This window comes from Nocardia sp. bgisy134, assembly GCF_965341865.1.
In the GTDB taxonomy this organism is placed as follows: domain Bacteria; phylum Actinomycetota; class Actinomycetes; order Mycobacteriales; family Mycobacteriaceae; genus Nocardia.
The window spans coordinates 62390-80562 of the sequence record NZ_CBDQZP010000018.1; the positions used below are offsets into that span (position 1 = coordinate 62390).

The 18173-nt window shown below is 63.6% G+C and carries 14 protein-coding genes; 8 read left to right on the forward strand and 6 right to left on the reverse strand.

Annotation, left to right across the window (positions count from 1 at the left end):
- Positions 1-52: 52 nt before the first annotated feature.
- From ACRWNM_RS27645 to ACRWNM_RS27670, 6 genes are read right to left on the reverse strand one after another with little or no spacing between them, the layout of a single operon-like run.
- On the reverse strand, positions 53-616 hold the full coding sequence (locus ACRWNM_RS27645) for a hypothetical protein (RefSeq protein WP_431971029.1): 564 nt from the start codon (positions 614-616) through the stop codon (positions 53-55).
- 44 nt (positions 617-660) lie between these two features.
- The gene (locus ACRWNM_RS27650; protein ID WP_431971030.1) at positions 661-1944 is read right to left on the reverse strand and encodes a thymidine phosphorylase; all 1284 of its coding nucleotides are present in this window, start codon (positions 1942-1944) and stop codon (positions 661-663) included.
- A gap of 7 nt (positions 1945-1951) precedes the next feature.
- Positions 1952-3250, reverse strand: a complete 1299-nt coding sequence (locus ACRWNM_RS27655) for an aminotransferase class III-fold pyridoxal phosphate-dependent enzyme (protein WP_431971031.1) — start codon at positions 3248-3250, stop codon at positions 1952-1954.
- A complete protein-coding gene (locus ACRWNM_RS27660; RefSeq protein WP_431971032.1) occupies positions 3251-4549 on the reverse strand; it encodes a hypothetical protein in 1299 nt (432 codons plus the stop codon).
- A complete protein-coding gene (locus ACRWNM_RS27665; RefSeq protein WP_431971033.1) occupies positions 4546-5244 on the reverse strand; it encodes a hypothetical protein in 699 nt (232 codons plus the stop codon). The genes ACRWNM_RS27660 and ACRWNM_RS27665 overlap by 4 nt, the downstream gene beginning before the upstream one ends.
- 27 nt (positions 5245-5271) lie before the next feature.
- Positions 5272-6066: a TauD/TfdA family dioxygenase gene (locus ACRWNM_RS27670; RefSeq protein WP_431971034.1), complete on the reverse strand. Its 795-nt coding sequence runs from the start codon at positions 6064-6066 to the stop codon at positions 5272-5274.
- A gap of 890 nt (positions 6067-6956) precedes the next feature.
- Here ACRWNM_RS27670 and ACRWNM_RS27675 point away from each other — a divergent pair.
- The 8 genes from ACRWNM_RS27675 (at position 6957) to ACRWNM_RS27710 (ending at position 18159) form a co-directional block, all read left to right on the forward strand.
- Positions 6957-7916 carry a siderophore-interacting protein gene (locus ACRWNM_RS27675; protein ID WP_431971035.1) on the forward strand — a complete coding sequence of 320 codons (960 nt, stop codon included), beginning with the start codon at positions 6957-6959 and terminating at the stop codon, positions 7914-7916.
- Positions 7917-8052: 136 nt separating this feature from the next.
- Positions 8053-8874, forward strand: a complete 822-nt coding sequence (locus tag ACRWNM_RS27680) for an SDR family oxidoreductase (RefSeq protein WP_431971036.1) — start codon at positions 8053-8055, stop codon at positions 8872-8874.
- Positions 8875-9033: 159 nt separating this feature from the next.
- Positions 9034-10026: an isochorismate synthase gene (locus tag ACRWNM_RS27685; RefSeq protein ID WP_431971037.1), complete on the forward strand. Its 993-nt coding sequence runs from the start codon at positions 9034-9036 to the stop codon at positions 10024-10026.
- Between the two features lie 57 nt (positions 10027-10083).
- On the forward strand, positions 10084-10767 hold the full coding sequence (locus ACRWNM_RS27690; RefSeq protein WP_431971038.1) for an isochorismatase family protein: 684 nt from the start codon (positions 10084-10086) through the stop codon (positions 10765-10767).
- 115 nt (positions 10768-10882) lie between these two features.
- Positions 10883-12403, forward strand: a complete 1521-nt coding sequence (locus ACRWNM_RS27695; RefSeq protein ID WP_431971136.1) for an ABC transporter transmembrane domain-containing protein — start codon at positions 10883-10885, stop codon at positions 12401-12403.
- Positions 12400-14286: an ABC transporter ATP-binding protein gene (locus tag ACRWNM_RS27700; RefSeq protein WP_431971039.1), complete on the forward strand. Its 1887-nt coding sequence runs from the start codon at positions 12400-12402 to the stop codon at positions 14284-14286. Before ACRWNM_RS27695 ends, ACRWNM_RS27700 begins: the two co-directional genes overlap by 4 nt.
- Positions 14283-16355, forward strand: a complete 2073-nt coding sequence (locus ACRWNM_RS27705; RefSeq protein WP_431971040.1) for a PhoX family protein — start codon at positions 14283-14285, stop codon at positions 16353-16355. The genes ACRWNM_RS27700 and ACRWNM_RS27705 overlap by 4 nt, the downstream gene beginning before the upstream one ends.
- A gap of 178 nt (positions 16356-16533) precedes the next feature.
- A complete protein-coding gene (locus ACRWNM_RS27710; RefSeq protein WP_431971041.1) occupies positions 16534-18159 on the forward strand; it encodes a (2,3-dihydroxybenzoyl)adenylate synthase in 1626 nt (541 codons plus the stop codon).
- Positions 18160-18173 lie beyond the last annotated feature (14 nt).

Sequence of the window (18173 nt, forward strand, 5' to 3'; positions counted from 1 at the left end):
AGTCAAACTCCCCCCTTCAAGACACCTTGTCAGCAGATCGACAGTCGATACCTCAGGCTTGTATCAGCTTCGCCACCGAGTCCACCGTCAGGTCGATGCTCTCGATATTGTTGTCGACAATGTTGAAATGACGCGAGATCCAGTCGGCCTGCTGATAGTCGCTGTAGCGGTGCAACCGCCAGCGAAGTGCATCCGGTTCTTCCTGGTCCGCGCGCACCCGCCGGCTGTGCACATCCGGTTCGACGTGCAGGGAAATCGGAAGCAGCCGAACCCTCGGCGAGAGTCCGTTGCTGATTTCCTCCCAGTACTTCTCGACCAGAATGGTCTGAGGGACCACGATCAAGGAGCCGGGAACCTCGGTGGCGATCGAAGCGATGAGCTCCACTGATACGCGCCGCCATGCTTTCCAGTCCTGAAAGTCTCTTCGCGGGCAAGTTTTCTGCAGGGAGGAACGCAGAATGGATCCCACTTCTTCGGGATCAACCGTCACCGAGTCCGCGAACGTGTCGGCAAGCCTGTTGGAAACGGTGGTCTTCCCGGCACCAAACGCGCCGTTCAGCCACACCACGGTGGCGGATTCCGCGGTCGTGGCATCTGGACCAGTTATTTGGTTCATTACTTCCTTTCACTTGTTCGACCAGCCCGTCTCTCGGGCGGCATTCAATAAGCAGCTAGTACGATGGAGTTACTTGACAGCAACTCCAGGTGTTCACTGATGGGATTCCCGGACCACAGCGTAGCGATGACGTCGCCTGCCGACACCACGGACCCCACTTCGACCTTGAGCTCGATTCCAGCCACCGGGTCGATGCAATCGTCAATTGCTTTCTTGGCGGACCCCAGCGTCGCCGCGATCTCGGCTATTCCCACCGGATCGATGCGTGCGACCATTCCAGATTTCTTTGCGCGCACTGGCCGGCGCTCCGGCTGTAGCGATGAGAAGTAGAACTCCGGGTCGTCGACGAATTCTCTGTCCGCACCCTGTTCCGACAGCCACCTGTTGAAAGTTGCGACCGCGTCGCCATTTTCGATTGCCGTCGTGATCTTGCGATCCGCATCTACTGGATCGAGCGACGCCACCTCCAGCAAGGCCCGGCACACCGAATAGACCTCTTCGAGCAGAGTGGGATGCGTCGAGTAGCCGCTGAGAAATCGTCGCGCCTCGAGTACCTCGAGCAGGTTCCCGACACAGTATCCCGCGGGCGAATCTATGGCGGAGTAGACGATCTTCGAGTTGATCCCGTACGCCCGGGACAGAGCGTCGATCAACTCACCCAGTCCCCGCGCGGAGCCTTCGTCACTCACCAGCCCGGCCGCGCCCCATTTGATGTGGTAGACGACTCGGGTGGATCCCGCGGCGACCTTCTTCGACACGATGCTCGCCGCGATCAGAGCGGCAGATTTGACGGCGCCACACAGGTCCCGTACGCGGTAGGTGGCCGAGTCACCGGGACACAGATCCGCCGTCTGGCTGCCGATGACGAGGTTGGTTCGGGCGAGAACGTTCTCAAGCTCGGAATGCCCCAGTTGCACTCTGAATCCTGGAATACTGGCCAGTTTATCGGCGGTACCTCCTGCCAAGCCGAGTGCTCCCCCGCTGAGCTTCAGCACTGGGATGCCCATCGCCGCGATGATGGGCAGCGCTGTCAGCGACACTTTGTCTCCGACGCCGCCGCTGCTGTGCTTGTCGACGGGTACGGGTCCGTCTCCGGCACGACGTGCCGGTTCCACCTGCCGCCCGGACGCGATGTAGGCGTCCGTGAGTGACTTCACCTCATCGAAGTCCACGTCGCGGGCCGCGAAGGCACCCAGCCATGTCGCAATCGTGAGGTCCGACACGGTGCCGTCCATGAATCCGGCAACCGAGCTGCGCACCTCGTCAACGGACAGTCGTCGCTGGTCGAACATCTTCTCGATTGCTGCGACAGCAATTCGATCCTGCACGGCCGCCTCACCGTCTCTCGTCTGCGAAAACTGCACGGCTGCCTGCGATCTCGGCGGCACCGGCCGCGATGACCCCGATCGCCGCGAGCAGGTCGCTGTCGGCCGATGTCAGTGCCGGAATCAACATCACCGAGTTCGACTGCCTTCGAACGATCACGCCCTCGTCGGAACAGAAGCGCGACAGAGTGACGGCATCGGCGTCGGTGTTCAAATGCACCGAGACGCAGGAGCCGAAAGTGTGGTGCCGGACGCCCTGGTCGGTGAACGCCTGACTGGCATCCGCAACGACTTGAGCAGCCCGCCTGACACGGGACCACACACCGTTGTCGTCGAACTCTGCCAGAGAGGCGATTGCGGCCTCGGCGGCGAGTGCGTTGCCCGACATCGTGTGTCCGGCGAACACTCGAGGGAGGCGCGCCAGCTCGTCGGCGATCGGGTGACTCGTCAAGGTGGCGCTCAGCGGCACGGTGCCGTTGGTCAGCCCCTTGCTCAGGGTGATGAAGTCAGGATCGATCCCGTCGACCAACGCGGAGGACAGCGCTCCCCGACGTCCGAATCCGGTGAAGACCTCGTCGGCGATCAGGATCGCACCCTGGTCTCGGCAGCTCTCTTCGGCGGTACTGAGGGTGCCCAGCGGCAGTGTGTACCCACCCGCGACGTTGAGCCACGGCTCGATTATCACGATCCCTGCCGGTTCACCGCCGTGGGAACGGCCACTGATCGCGTCTGCCACTGACCGCCGGAAGGCACGGGCGTAGGTCATGTGGTCGTCAACGGTGTACATCCACGGCGCACAGTCGATGTAGCGGACCTCCACATCCAGCCCGAGTGCTTTGGGCGCGAACTGTCCGCCCATGGACAAGTAGCGAAGCAACGAGGTGCTGCCGTGGTAGCCGTGACTGAGCACCGCGATCGGCACGTGAGCGCGCCCGCGGGCCTCCTGGATCTGAGTCGCCATCCCGATCGCGGCCTCGTTCGCCTCGCTCCCGCTGTTCGCCAGGTAGGCGGCGCCGCCCCAGCTCCCGGTGCGCTCGATCAGCGAGCGCGCCAGACGCTCGGCATTCGGATTGCTGAAGGTGCTCGCATCGTAGGATGCGAGCACATTGAGCTGATCGGTAATGCTTGCGCTTACCCTCGCGTTGTGAGCGCCTAGGACGCTGCTCATTGCCCCCGAGTTGCCGTCAAATTTGGCATTTCCGTCTCCGTGTAACTCAACGGTGTTTCCGAGAGCGCGATGAACGATTGGAGCTGCTTCGCCAGCCTTCGACCATGGGCGGATGAACCGCGGAGCACCCGCGTTGCGCATCTATCCAATTCCTTCCACTGTGTCGTGCACGGCACCGGGAGCGTCTCGGTGTGCGAGCAGATACTCGATCGCGGCAACAAATGCGGTATTGCTATTTCGATAGTTGTACTTCTCCAGGCGCTCGGATTGAATCAACTGTCTACAGGTCCATGCCCGGGTGAGTCCCGCGGCGACAGATTCGGCGGATCGGCGATCGACCGGGATCGCCAAGCCATCGCGGTCAAGCTCGTCGCAGGTAGGGTTTCCGCCGTCGATGATCATCGGAAGCCCGAATGCGCGTGGTTCCCGGACACGAAGGCGGACACAGGTGTCGTTCTCGATACCGTCGCGGCCGATACAGACGTATCCGCGTGGGCGTACGTGCGTGTTGTCGTCGGTGCTGGTAAAGACCTGATCGTCCTTGCCGATCGTTTGATTGCCGGATTCGATGCGGAGGCGGTAGAGCACCACGTTCTGCTCTACACCGATCGTGCGCGCATATTCGAGCACTTCGTTCGACTGCAGGTCTCCGGAGCCCTCGTCATGGTCGGGTTGCACGGATCGAACATCCGGGAAAGCCACCAGGAGCTCCTCGCGTGTTCGAGAATCGACATGCGCTATTGCTTCGAGTACGACTTTCCAATTCATATACGGCCAGAGACCACCGTTCCAGACGATTGCTGGTTTCGTCACGGGTACCGCCGTGCCGTCCTCCGACCAGCGTCGATTCCGGCCTGTTTCGCCGCCGGTGTATCCGATCGGCACCATGCCGATCAGGTCCCGGAACCGTGCCGTGTCACCGTCGATCACGTCAACACGGCCGGCGGACACCAGCACACCCGCCAACACGGCCTTCTCTATATCGGATCGAGCAAGGAAGAAATCTGCTTCACGAACCAGCGTATTGAATATTTGCACGTATTTATGGTGCTGCGCGACACGTTCGCTCGATGTTTTGTCTGCGTCATAGAGAAGGTGCTCGATCGGGGGCGCGATCTCCGCGATAATCGGCGTGTCCAGATTGCGGACGATCTCGATGCTTCTCTGTTGAGCGAAGTCGTACATCACCACAAGATCCGCGGACCGAAGAACGTGCTCGTACAGGACTCTCGATTCAGCGTCCGCAGCATTTCTCAGGCGCGCGATCATTTCATTCCCGGCAGGACTGCAGCCGATCATTCTTCCCAGAGAGTCGATCACGATCGAAACATATTCTCCTGTTAGGGATCGCCCCATTTCCACCGCGCGCCTCGTGATCCCGGAGACGGAACCGAGGTCGTAGTCGCAGACGTCGAAGACTACTAATTTTTGTTCGGTCATCGTACCGCCTGCAGATCGTCAATAGTATTGATGTTCACATAACCCTGGACATGAAGCACCCTCGATGTCCGCCACGGATTGTCGTGTTGGTGGCGAAAACCGTCGACGAGTCGGTCGAGCTGGTTCGCGTTGGCCACGAGCGCCGCCCAGGCATGGTGAAATCGCTCATCGTCCGCAGGTGGTTTCTCCTTGTGCGTGACCACCTGCTCGTTGGCGGCATCGAGCTCAAGGCATCCCTCGGCATGGCGGGCGCTCGGCGGTATACCTGCGGCCAGAATTGCGATCCCGTCGTTCTGGACCTGTTTCACTGAGTCCACGAGGACGGAGCCGTCGGCAGTCAGTATCTGATCTGCGAGCAGATAGACGACCACTCCACGGTCGATCCACCGGCGCGCCGCTGCAAGCACGTTCACGTTCGGGTTCTGCGTGTCGGCCCCCTGGAGGCACAATCCGACCGGCACTATCGGATATCGGCCGGCAACGTGGACGAGAGTAGCAGCCCTGCTTTCATCTCCGATGATTATCACGCGTGCCGAGAATTCCTCCCCGGAAATTGCCTTCAGCCAGGGTTCCAAGACCCGGTCGATCACCGCATGCCCGGTCGGCAGCAGGTGAAGCTCCTTGGGGTACCTGGCACCGAACCGTGTTCCCTTCCCGGCCGCGGCGACGACTATGTTAACTACCGTAGGTGGCATTTTTAGAACGCTGCTGTCCGTCGGGGCTTAGTACTCTTCGGCATACATAGCTCGCACAAGGTGTCGGCCCGCATGGTGGTTGTCGCGGTATTCGGTGCGGCGATGCACGCACGACGAATTTCTCAACACCAGCGTCTGTCCGGCGCTCAGCCGGATCCTCGTGCTCAGCGACGGCATCTCGAGCTTGTCTTCGATAACTTTGAGACCGACCTGGAGCAGCTCGCTCTCCGCGAAATCACGAGGGCACCATACATCGGTTCCTGCCTGGCCATATCGCGTGATCACAGGCCGTTGAAAGCCAGGGCGGTACGCAAAAGCAGGCCCGATGCTCTCCGCGCTGATTCCCTCCAACGTCGCCCGTTTCGCCAGGATGTGATTCGCGGTGAGCAGTTTCGCGGCCTCGGGGTGCTCGTCGGCCAAAGAGAGAAAGATCGAGGAGATATCCGCGACGACTGTTTCGCCGCCTTCCTCGGCCGGGCTGATGCAGTGCAGGAGCGTGGTGTTCACTACGCCGATCGGCTCGAGGAGCGCGTCGACGTGCCACGGCTGGGCAAGAGGTCTGGAGAAGGCCGGGTGAGTGTTTTCTTTCGACTTCTCCGTTTTGATGTCGACGTACTGGTTGTTTCCCGGTGAATCAGGTGCATGGATGCGATACAACTCCGGAATATAGGGACTTCCCAGCTGCAACGCCGTTTCGACTGCATGCAAAGCCTCGGCAGCCGGACGATGATCAGGGTGTTGAAAAACTGTGTAGCAATCGGTCTGGCTGATGATTTCCAACCCACCGAAGTTCGTACTCGCCGGTCGATTAGTACGTGTCATTTCCCCTCCTGTTCGACTGTCGCGCTCTCGCCACATCCGACCCGGTCGCCAGGCGGCAGCCGTGCAGATACCGGCTAAGGGTCCGACTCGTCGGCTAATTCGAAAGATCTCCCCGATGCAAATTCAATACGGTGCTTACTCTCAGGCGCGCCGTACCGGCCTAATCACGACAATGCCGCACTGCGTACCCGAGTTGTTCACCAGAAGTTTCTGCCCACACTTGCGGACACCTCCCCACTCCTTTCCACGACACAACGCCGCGGGTTCGGTTGATGCAGTAAGACTCCCCAGGCCACTTGAATCGCAGCACGCACTTGAACGTTCAAAGTTCGAATGCCTCCGAACGAGAGTATGCCAGATATGCCGGTCACAACACCCTGTGTGATCGCGATCACTTGAGCTGTCGACTAGCCGTTCGGACAGGTTGACAGACAAGAGAGGCGACTCCTAGTATCGTGTCCGTTCGCCCTATCGACTGAACATATTGGGGGGAGGGAGAGAACGATCTCGGATTCTCTCAGCAGTATTAATGCTGATTGAGCCACTTCGCTGATCGACAGAGTGTCGCAGTCGATTTCCAAGATCTGGAAGCATCATTTGGAGCATTCAGTTGTTCCTTGTGTGCTGGGTACGTCAAATTCTGACACCGAACGGGGGATCGGTTCTCCGCCGACGGTGGCCGCTGTGTCTCGAACTGTGTATTTGCTGCTAGCGAACTGCGGGTTCGACCGAAGCCGGCCCGCAAGTTGGCGAAACCGTGCAGCTAGGCGTGTCACCTCGTTGAAGTGTTTGTGCGCCATGTACTGCGATGACCAGGAATCGAGTGGTCGCGGTGCCGTAGCCGGTTCCGACCCGATTTCGTTCGTCCCCGGCGACGGATCACCCGGATCGTGCCGGTCGAACCAGGTACACCACGCGCTGACCGGCGTTCTGTTCGCGCGGTTGCCGTCGGGCCGAGGGAGCAACGCGGCTTCCCGGTCTGGCACGCCGTAATCGAAAGAGGAGAATCCCTGATGGATCGTGCTGCCTATGCCGAGCGTATCGCCGAGGTGCTCTCGGGTACGCACGGTGCGAAGGTCGGCTATCCGATCGGATTGTGCACAGTGGAGGTGCTCCGCACCGCGCCCGTGGGCTCGGGCCTGATACGTATCACCTTCGGTGGCGAGGAACTCGACGGATTCCACAGCTACGTGCCCGATGAGCATGTGCGCCTGGTGTTTCCTGACGAGGAAGGCGTCCTGCACCTACCCCGCAAGGACGGCCTCGTCTTGCACTGGGGCACCCCACGACCGGTGACGCGCGACTACACGGTGCGCCGGTTCGACGCAGTCTCTCGCGAGATGGACATCGATGTCGCAGTTCATCCTGGAGGCCTGGCCTCGGAATGGGCGCTGCGAACCGAACCTGGCGCCCGCGTGCATATCGCCGGCCCCGTCGGCGGTCTCGTGGTGCCCAAGACATACGACAAGTACCTGCTCGCCGGCGATATCACCGCGTTGCCTGCCATCGCCCGCTGGCTGGAGTGGCTGCCGCGAGAGGCTTCTGGCTGGGCATTCATCGAAGTCGCGCATCGTAGTGAACAGGTCCCGCTGGAGGCACCCGACGATCTCGAAGTCCGCTGGGTGCACCGCGGCCACTCGGGGCCAGGGGCCGACGGCACCTTCGAGAAGCTGGTCCGCAGTGTCGAAATAGAGTCCGATCAGCGGGTCTATATCTGGATCGCCGGAGAATCCGGCGCGATCAGGCCCCTCCGTCGATGGGTGCGGATCGAGCTCGGCCTCGACCCGCAGGATTGCCTGATCACCGGCTACTGGCGTCATGGCGTGGCCGGAAACGACCAGGACGAGTGAACTCGATGGCACACCACCAGGCGATGACACCCCGGCCGGGAAAGCTCGGACCCTGCAGCACGCGGACGCGGTCCGTGACGATGTTTCCAGCGACCAACGCGGCAGCCGTGCCCGTCGTCACGTCAGGCAATGACCTATGACCAGCGTCGGCAAGCCGGTCGTTGTCATCACTGGCGCTGCCGCCGGGATCGGAGCGGCCATTGCGTCTGCACTTGCGCCTGACGCACGGGCGGTGGCACTGTGGGATCGATCCGCCGACGTGCATCGCGTAGCCCGCGAACTCGGCGGTACCACAACCACTTCCATCGTCTCGGGCGAGGTGGACGTCACCGATGGTGCGGCGGTCTCGGAGTCGTTCGACCGATTGAGCGTCGAATTCGGACTCGCAGACGTGGTTGTCCACGCCGCTGGAATCATGCTGCCTGGTGCGGCATTGGACACCTCCGCCGAGGACTGGACCCGCAGCCTCGCGGTCAACGCCACCGGCACTATGAACGTTGCCCAGCGCGCGGCCCGGGACATGGTCGCGGCAGGACACGGCTCGATCGTTGTCGTCTCCTCCAACGCCGCCACCACTCCCCGTGTCGGCATGGCTGCATATTCCGCATCGAAGGCCGCCGCGACAGCTTTCACCCGTGCCCTGGCGCTGCAGGTCGCCCCGTACGGCGTTCGCGTCAACCTCGTCTCGCCTGGCTCCACCGACACCGCGATGCTCCGCGGCCTCTACACCACACGCGGGACCGAGAGCTCACATGTCGGGGAACCGCGGCTCCCCGACAGTGCGCTCGCGGCCCTGATCGACGGCGATCCCGACTCCTATCGACTTGGAATTCCCCTGCGGCGCATAGCTGTTCCTGCTGATATCGCCGCGGCTGTCCGTTTCTTGGTCTCCGACGACGCCCGCCACATCACCATGCACGATCTGCGGGTCGACGGCGGGGCAACCCTCGATATGTGATGCGAGAGGATGATCGACATTTCCGACAATCGCGCTGGCCGTGTACGGCCTACCTTCGTCCTGGCTCGGCCGCACCGAACAGTGATCGCGCACGGCCGAGGACAGCGGTTCACCTCCGCAGCCGACGCCGCAGCGCACCTACGCAACGGACAGGTCGACATGATCGTCGGCGCACTGCCGTTCGCGCCCGACGAACCGGCCGCGCTGTGGGCGCCCGATCGAGTGTCTGTCACTGGCGAGAGATACCGACCAGCAACATCGACGACATTGCCACGCTTCGAGTTCGACGATGCCGTCCCGACCCCGGACGAACATCTCCGACGAGTCGCAACAGCTGTAGGGCTGCTGCGCGACGAGATTGATTCGCTGCGAAAGGTGGTGTTGGCCAGGGCAATCCGTGCCCGCGCAGAACAACCGGTCGAAGCCGTCGAGGTTCTGGATCAGTTGGTATCCACCGATCCGGCGGGCAATGGGTTCCTCGTTGACCTGTCTGCGGCGGGTGGCCTCTACCACGGCAAACACCTGGTCGGCGCCAGCCCCGAAATGCTGATCAATCGAGACGGTCCTGCGGTGGTCAGTCACCCTCTCGCCGGTTCAGCCAGCCGCGGAACCGATCCCGATGCTGACCGAGTCGCCGCGGAGGCTCTCCTCGGCTCCGCCAAAGACCTGCAGGAGCACCGGTACGTGGTCGACCAGGTCGGGGATCTGCTGCGAAAGGTCTGTGGCAACGTCGATGTTTCCGGCCCGAGCCTGACCGCCACACCGAATATGTGGCATCTCGGCACGGCGATCACGGCGATGGTCGCGGGCACCGGCCCTTCGGCGTTGGAGCTGGCTGCGGCGTTGCATCCTACCCCCGCTGTCTGTGGAACTCCGACGACACAGGCCGCCCGTCTCATCGCCGCGCTGGAGGGCAACCGCGGGTTCTACGCAGGTGCTGTGGGGTGGTGCGACAGCGACGGAAACGGTGAATGGATGGTCAGCATCCGCTGCACCGAACTGTCCTCCGACCGTCGAGAACTGGTGGCCTACGCCGGCGGCGGAATCGTCGCCGAATCCGATCCGCATGCCGAATTGGCAGAAACCACAGCCAAATTCGCGCGCGTGCTCAGGCCCCTCGGGATCGCCGATGCTCCCGTGGCTGTCACTTGATTGAGCCCTACGTGCCCGCCGACGCCATCGAACTCACCCTCATCCGGAAGGCACACCATGCCAATTCCCCCGATCGCCCCGTACACGCTGCCTACCGCCAAGGAGGTAGTCGCCAACCAAGTCCCCTGGAGGATCGACCCCGCCCGCTGTGCGCTGCTTATCCATGACATGCAGCGCTACTTCATCTCGGCCTACGACAGCACCGCGGATCCGATGCGGACCGTGCTGGTCAACCTCGCCGCACTCCTACAGCGCTGCCGAGAGCTGAGCATTCCCGTCATCTACACGATGCAACCCGGCAACCAGCACCCCTCTCGCCGTGGCATCCTCGCTGACTTCTGGGGCACTGGCATGACCCTCGGACTCGACACCGAAGTGGTCCCCGAACTGGCTCCCTCCACCAGAGACATTCAGGTGACCAAGTGGCGTTACTCCGCCTTCCAACGCACCGACCTCCGGGATCTGCTCGCCTTCTACAACCGCGACCAGCTCGTGGTCACCGGCGTCTACGCCCACATGGGCTGCATGCTCAGCACTGCTGAAGCGTTCATGAGCGACATTCGCCCGTTCATGGTCCTCGACGCCACAGCCGATTTCACGCGCGACGAACACCTGATGGCACTGAACTACACCGCGCGCCGCTGCGGTGCCGTCCTGTCCACGGCCGTGCTGCTCGACCAGCTGACCGCCGATTCGGACACAGCGACCCGTCGCGGCGATACCGGGGCCTACGTCGGCTGACATGAACGAACAGAACCGAAGCCGAGAGAACTCCGTCATCGACCTCCCCCGTGTCGATGCGTCGACCACTCCGCAGCAGCTGCTCTGGCGAACGATGGTCGCACACCCGCAGTACATGCTCCCCGCTGTTACCTTGTCCGCGACACATCAGGTCGGGGTGATGCTGGTACCGGTGGTGGTCGGTATCGCTATCGACCACGGTGTCACCACCGGCGACAGCGGTGCGTTGATGAAATGGATCGCCGTCCTCGCCGCCGTCTTCGCCGGCCTGTCGTTCAGTTTCCGCTACGCCTCCCGGCTCGGTTGGATCGCGATGAACTTCGTCGACCATGGCCTACGCATGCGGATCTGCGACCGCGCACTGGATCCGAACGGGCTGGGCGGCAAACGCCGACTCCCAGGGGAACTTCTCGCGATCTCCTCAGGCGACACACACGCAGTGGCCAGAACGAAAGGGGTGCTGATCTACCCCATCGGCAACCTGGTGGGGATCTTTTTCGCCGCCTCGGTGTTGCTCACGATCTCCCCGCCACTGGGCATGGGAACCCTGACCGGGGCATTCGCGGTGGTCATTCTTTCCGACCGGATCGGAGGTCCGCTCTCGGCGCGGGTCGGACGCCAGCAGCGCGCGGCCGCGCTCGCGGCCGGCACTGCAGCAGACCTGATGCACGGGGTACGTGTGATCAAGGGCCTGGGCGCCGAGGACACGGCCGTTGACCGATACCGGGCCCGCTCGGACCGGGCACTCGAGGCGACCCTGCACGCCAACAGCGCCACCGCGACACTGTCGGGTACGTTGACTGCTCTCGCGGGCGCCTTCGTCGCCGGGATCGCCGTCTTCGCAGGCCTGCAAGCGGTGCACGGCAGTATCGACATCGGCGAGTTGATCACCGTTGTCGGCCTCGCCCAGTTGATCACCGAGCCGATGAAGTCCATCGCCAAACTCGCGAGCGTCATGTGGGCTTCCGGCAAGGCATCAGCATCTCGTGTCCTCTCGGTGCTGCAGGCACCCACCCTCCTCGAAGGTCAAGGTGACCGCCCGTACGTTCCGGGCCCGCTGGTGCTGCGGCTTGGCGACGCCGATATCGAAGTGCGGCCGGGGACACTGACCGTGCTGGATCGGCCCTCGAGTCAAGCCGTTACCGCGACGTCGGCGCTGGCGTTGAGTGTTGCTTGTGCCCACGGGATCGCGAGGATCGGCGACACGGACGTGCGCGACCTGGCACCCGAGCAGCTGCGACAGTCCGTTCTCGTGGCCCCGCACGTCGGCGATCTGTTCGAAGGGACCGTCCTCGAGAACGTCGAATTGGGCGCCCGATCCGAGCGGGGAGTCAGCGCCGAGGCTGCGCTGCTCGCCGCAGGGCTCGATGACCTTGTTGCAGACGATGGGCTCAACACCCAGGTCGGTGACGCCGGAACTGCGCTGTCCGGCGGACAACGTCAGCGTGTCGCACTGGCTCGCGCCTTGTACGCAGATCCCGATGTCCTGGTCCTCGACAACCCCACCACAGCCGTGGACTCGGTCACCGAAGCTGTCGTCGTCGCCCGTGTGGCTAAGCTTCGCGCGGGCCGCACCACACTCGTGTTCACCGGTTCTCCTGCATGGCATGCTGCGGCCGAGAGGGTGGGCTCGTGAGTACGGTCGTCACCGAAACCATTCATGTATCGCAGGCGACCGCCACTACGGCCGAGACCTCGCAACTACAGCTGACTGTCGCTTCCGGGCGCGAGGTCCGCGCTAGCGTCCTCGACGCAGCCCGCCCATATCTGCCGCGGATCGTCCTCGCGGTGATTCTGTTGATCGGTGGTGCGACGGCTGCCCTGGCAACGCCGCGCCTCATGGGCGCGATCGTCGATCTGGTCAGCAACGGTGATCGGCTCATCGTATGGACCAGTACCACCGCGGTCTGGTGGGCGGGCGGACTCATGGTCGCGGCCACTGCCGCTTCTGCACTGCTCACGTCGTTCGGATTCATTCTGATGGCGGGTGCGGTGGACCGTGTCATCGCGCGGTTACGCGAACGTGTCATCGATAGCGGCATGCATCTGCCACTGGCCCGGCTGGAACGGGTCGGGGCCGGTGATCTCATCGCCAGGACCACCGATGACGTCACAATGCTGACCCAGACCGTGTCCGAGGTGCTTCCTGCGGTCACCGGCGCCGGATTCGCCGTGGCCGTCACCCTCGTCGGCATGGCCGCGCTGGATTGGCGATTCCTCCTGGTCGGGGTGGCACTACTGCCGGTCTACGCCTTCGCGCTACACAGATATCGTCGCTCGGCGCCTGCGCAGTATCTCGAGGAACGCCGTCGCCGGGGCCGGCGGGCAGCCGAGTTGCTGGCCTCGTTGCGCGGATTGTCGTCCGTACGTGCGTTCGCGCTACAGCCCGACCGGAGGGCTCGCATCGGCGACCACTCATGGGCTGTGGTCCGGCTGTCCATCACGATCAGGATCCTCAACAACCGGCTGTTCGGGCGGGTCAACTTCGCCGAGTGGCTCGGGATGACGTTACTGCTCGTGATCGGGTTTCACCTCGTGCGTGACGGTGCGGTGTCGGTCGGGACCGTTACTGCGGCGACACTGTATTTCCTTCGGTTATTCGGTCCGATCGGACAGCTCCTGCTGGTCGTGGACCCGATCTCGTCGGCGTCGGCGTCGCTGCGCCGGATGATCGGGGTGATCATCGAGACCACCCAGGTGCCGGTATCGGGCGCACCGGAGCACCATCGGCAATCCGAACCCGGCCCGGCACACGGCCGTCTTCGCGCCACGAATATCGGTTTCTCCTACGGGGATCGTGCGGTGCTCGCCGAGGTGAGCGTCGACGTCGCGGCCGGGCAGACACTGGCGGTCGTGGGCGTGTCCGGTGCCGGGAAGTCGACGCTTGCCGCTGTCCTTGCCGGTCTGCGTCCGCCCGCATCGGGCGATGTCCGCTTGGGCGGTACCGACATCGCAGATCTCGACCCTGCGGTACGAGCGCGGCTGATCTGCATGGTCACCCAGGACGTACATGTCTTCTCCGGCACCCTGCGCGAAGACCTGATGCTGGCCCGACCTGGAGCCACCGACGCAGAGCTCGACACGGCGCTGCGCACGGCCGGTGCCGCGGAGTGGGTCGCCGAACTCGAAGCGGGCCTGGACACCACGGTCGGGGCACAAGGCACCGCACTCACCCCGGTCCAGGCCCAGCAGGTGGCCTTGGCGCGTGTGGCACTGGTCGACCCCGCCGTCGTCGTACTCGACGAGGCGACCGCGGAAGCCGGCTCGTCCGGCGCTGCGGAGCTGGAGTCCGCCGCGTTGCGGATTACCCGTGGCCGCACCGCAATCGTGGTCGCCCATCGCCTCGACCAGGCCGCCCGCGCCGACGAGGTGATCCTCATGCGACACGGTCGGATCATCGAGCGAGGCACCCACGACCAGCTGATCGCCGCGCACGGTGAATACGCCCAGCTGTGGAGCGCGTGGTCGGCCGGACGTAGCCAGCCGGTCCGGGGCAAGGCCGAGGAGGGCGCCCAGTGAGCGCTCCCTTCGACTCGGCCACACACGGGCTCCCGCTGTTCGTGCGCCATCCCGGCCAGGGCTCGCGTCAGGCCTTGACATGCGAATACCGGTGCGGCAACGCGTGCTTCCATGCGCCGCCGAACACCACCACCAACGCCTACTCCGGTGACATGGTGCGCTCGCCGAACCGCCGCGGATTCCTCCGAGCCGGCGCGGCATTGCTCGCCGTCGGGGCAGGGATGACGGTCGCCGCGTGCGGCGACGGTGCGAGTGAGCCGGCGACGCGCCCGGTCGGCGACGGAACAGGCACCCGCTTCCCACCGGTGGCACCCAACTCCGAGGACGCGATCATCATCCCCGCAGGCTATGAGCTGGCGGTCGTCATTCGTTGGGGTGACGCTCTTTTCGACGACGCGCCAGCATTCGACTTCGAGAACCAGAGCGCAGCCGCGCAGGCCCGCCAGTTCGGCTACAACTGCGATTTCGCTGCCCTGTTGCCGATCGAGGGACAGCCGCATTCCTACCTGCTCGTGGTCAACCACGAGTACACCACCGGCCCGAACATGTTCCGCGGCTACGACACCCACGCCATCACCGATGAGCAGATTGCCATCACCAAGGCCGCACACGGACTGTCCATTGTCGAAGTGGCCGGCGAGGCCGACTCCGGACGATTTACTCCGGTGTTCGGCAAGTACAACCGCCGAATCACCGCCGATACCGAGTTCGCATTGATCGGGCCCGCTGCGGCCAGCGAGTACACCACAACCTCCGCCGACCCGACCGGCACCGCGATACTGGGAACCTTCGCCAACTGCCCGGTAGGATTAACCCTTTGGGGCACAGTGCTTTCCGGCGGAGAAAACGTCAACGGGTACTTCGCGAACAGCGACAAGCTCAGCGATCCCACCAGCAGAAGCCGCGCCAACCGCTACGGCTTCCCGCGCGGTGCCACCACCTCCTACGGCTGGGGACGCACAGCAGAACGATTCGACCTGGCACAGGAACCCAACGAGGCCAATCGATTTGGCTATGTCGTCGAGATCGACCCCTGGGATTCCACCTCGACGCCCGTCAAGCACTCGGCCATGGGTCGCATCAAACACGAGGGCGCCAATGTCTACGTCACAGCGGTATGTGATGTCGTTGCTTACACTGGCGACGACCAGATGTTCGACTACATCTACAAATTCGTCTCCGCACGCAGAATCGAAGCCGGGGGCACCGCAGCGAGTCGTCGCAAGAACATAACCATCCTCGATGAAGGCACCCTCTATGTCGCCGAGCTTTCCGGTGACAAGCACGGCACAGTGCACGGCACCGGCGTCGCACCGTCCGAGCGCGGCTTCACCGGTACGGGCCGGTGGATTCCCCTATTGGAATCTTTCCCCGACGGTACGGGCAGGTCGTTCGTCGAGGGCATGTCGGCAGCCGAAGTGGCGGTGTTCACTCGCGTGGCCGCGGACAAGGTCGGTGCCACCAAGATGGACCGCCCCGAGGACATCGAACCCCACCCGCACACCGGCAGGATCTATGTCGCGCTGACCAACAACCCCGCCCGCGGCGCCGACGGCAAACCCGGTGTGGACGCGGCCAATCCGCGCACGCGGAACAAGATCGGCCAGGTCCTCGAAATCGACGACCAGCACACCGGCACGCAGTTCACCTGGTCGTTGCTTTTGGTCTGCGGCGATCCAGCGGCCGCTGACACCTACTACGGCGGGTTTGACAAGTCCCGGGTCAGCCCGATCTCATGTCCGGACAACTTGGCGTTAGACCCGTACGGCAACCTGTGGATCGCCACCGACGGTAACGCTCTCGAGTCCAATGACGGCTTGTTCTCCGTGGTGTTGGAGGGACCGAATCGTGGGGAGACCAGACAGTTCTTGACGGTGCCTCCCGGCGCCGAGACCTGCGGGCCCATCGTGACCGAACAACGCGTCATCGTATGCGTGCAGCATCCGGGCGAGTTCGATGAGGCGACCGTGGAGGTTCCGCGGTCGCATTGGACTGACGGCGGAAACGCCCAGCCGCGCCCTTCGGTCGCCTCGATCTGGAAGACAGGAGGAGGCCGAATCGGGATCTGAGGCGCCGCCGTACCGACGCCCACGGCCCGGCATGTGCCGGGCAGCCCGTGAGCAGGATTCTAAATCTGTTGTCGCAGTAGATAATTTGTTCACCGATCAAAAACAATAATCAACGCTGCCCCAGTGTCGAGACGGTCTCGCCTCACACTTCGATCGGCGGTAATTCATGGGGGAAATCATGACCAACGAAGCGGCGACCGACCACGTCCCGTGGCCCGAGGAAACAGCCGAGCACTACCGTGCGACCGGCTGCTGGGCAGGCCTCACATTCGGGCGGATGTTGAGCATGCGCGCCGCCGAACACCCAGATCGACTCGCTGCGCGCGACCCGGTTCGTGACATCACCTACGGCGCACTCGACGCCGCCGCGTCCTCGCTGGCGGCTGGCCTGGACGCGCTCGGACTGCGGGCCGGCGACCGTGTCGTGTTCCAACTTCCCAACACGGTCGAGTTCGTCGAAGTCCTGTTCGCGCTCTTCCGGCTCGGCGTCGTACCGGTCATGGCGCTCCCGGCACACCGGCACACCGAACTCGCCGCGCTCTCCGACGCAAGTGGCGCGGTCGCCATCATCGTTGCCCACGACACCGCCGGGTATGCCTCGCAAGCCCTCGCCCACAGAATCCGTCGTGAGGTGCCGACGGTCCGACACGTGATCACTGTAGGCTCGGCCGGCGCCCACGCTGCAGCGCAGACCGACCTGTCCGACCTGCGCCGGGCACCGAGGCCCTGCCACCATGAACCGACTGCCGATGCCGTGGCCCTGCTCATGCTGTCCGGTGGCAGCACCGGAACTCCCAAACTGATCCCACGCACCCATGACGACTACCTCTACAGCGTCCGGCGCAGCGCCGAAGTCTGCCAGCTCGGGCCCTTGAGTGTCTATCTGGCCGTGCTGCCTGCAGCGCACAACTTCACATTGAGCTCGCCCGGCATCCTGGGGACCCTGTGGGCAGGCGGCACCGTCGCGCTGACGGCCGATCCATCGCCCAGTGGCGCGCTGTCGTTCGCGAGCCGCACCGCGGCGACCATGACGGCGCTGGTACCGCCACTGGCGCGGCTGTGGGCCGATACCGCCGAACAGACCGGGCAGGTGGAGGGTGCCCTCACCGTAGTCCAGGTCGGCGGCGCGCGATGCTCCACCGAGCTCGCCACCCGAATCCGCAGCGTGCTCGGAGTGCAAATTCAGCAGGTATTCGGGATGGCGGAGGGACTCGTCTGCTACACCGCGCTGGACGGACCGGACGACATCGTGCTCAACACCCAAGGCAGACCGATGTCTCCCCTCGATGAGGTGCGCGTCGTAGACGACCTGGACGTACCCGTCGATCCGGGGACCCCCGGCCACCTCATGACCAGAGGCCCGTACACGATCCGTGGCTACTTCCGAAATCCCGAAGCCAATCGTCGGTCCTTCACAACCGACGGCTGGTACCGCACCGGCGACATCGTTAGCGTCAGCCCGGCGGGGGACCTCACCGTCCACGGTCGCACGAGCGACGTCATCAACCGCGGGGGCGAGAAGGTCTCCCCTGCCGAACTCGAACGTCAACTGCTCCAGCACCCAGCTGTTGGCGATGCCATCGCCGTAGGCCTGCCAGACGACACACTCGGCGAGCGCACCTGCGTCTTTATCGTGCCAGCCGGGCCAGACGAACCCTCCCTTCGGGAGCTGCGAGCCTTCGCACGGCAGACCGGGTTGGCCGATTGGAAACTGCCTGATGAAGTGCGAATAGTCACCGACTTCCCCAAGACGAGCGTCGGTAAAGACAGCAGGGCCGCGCTTCGAAATGCGTTGCGCGGCTAAAGGAAACTCATCCA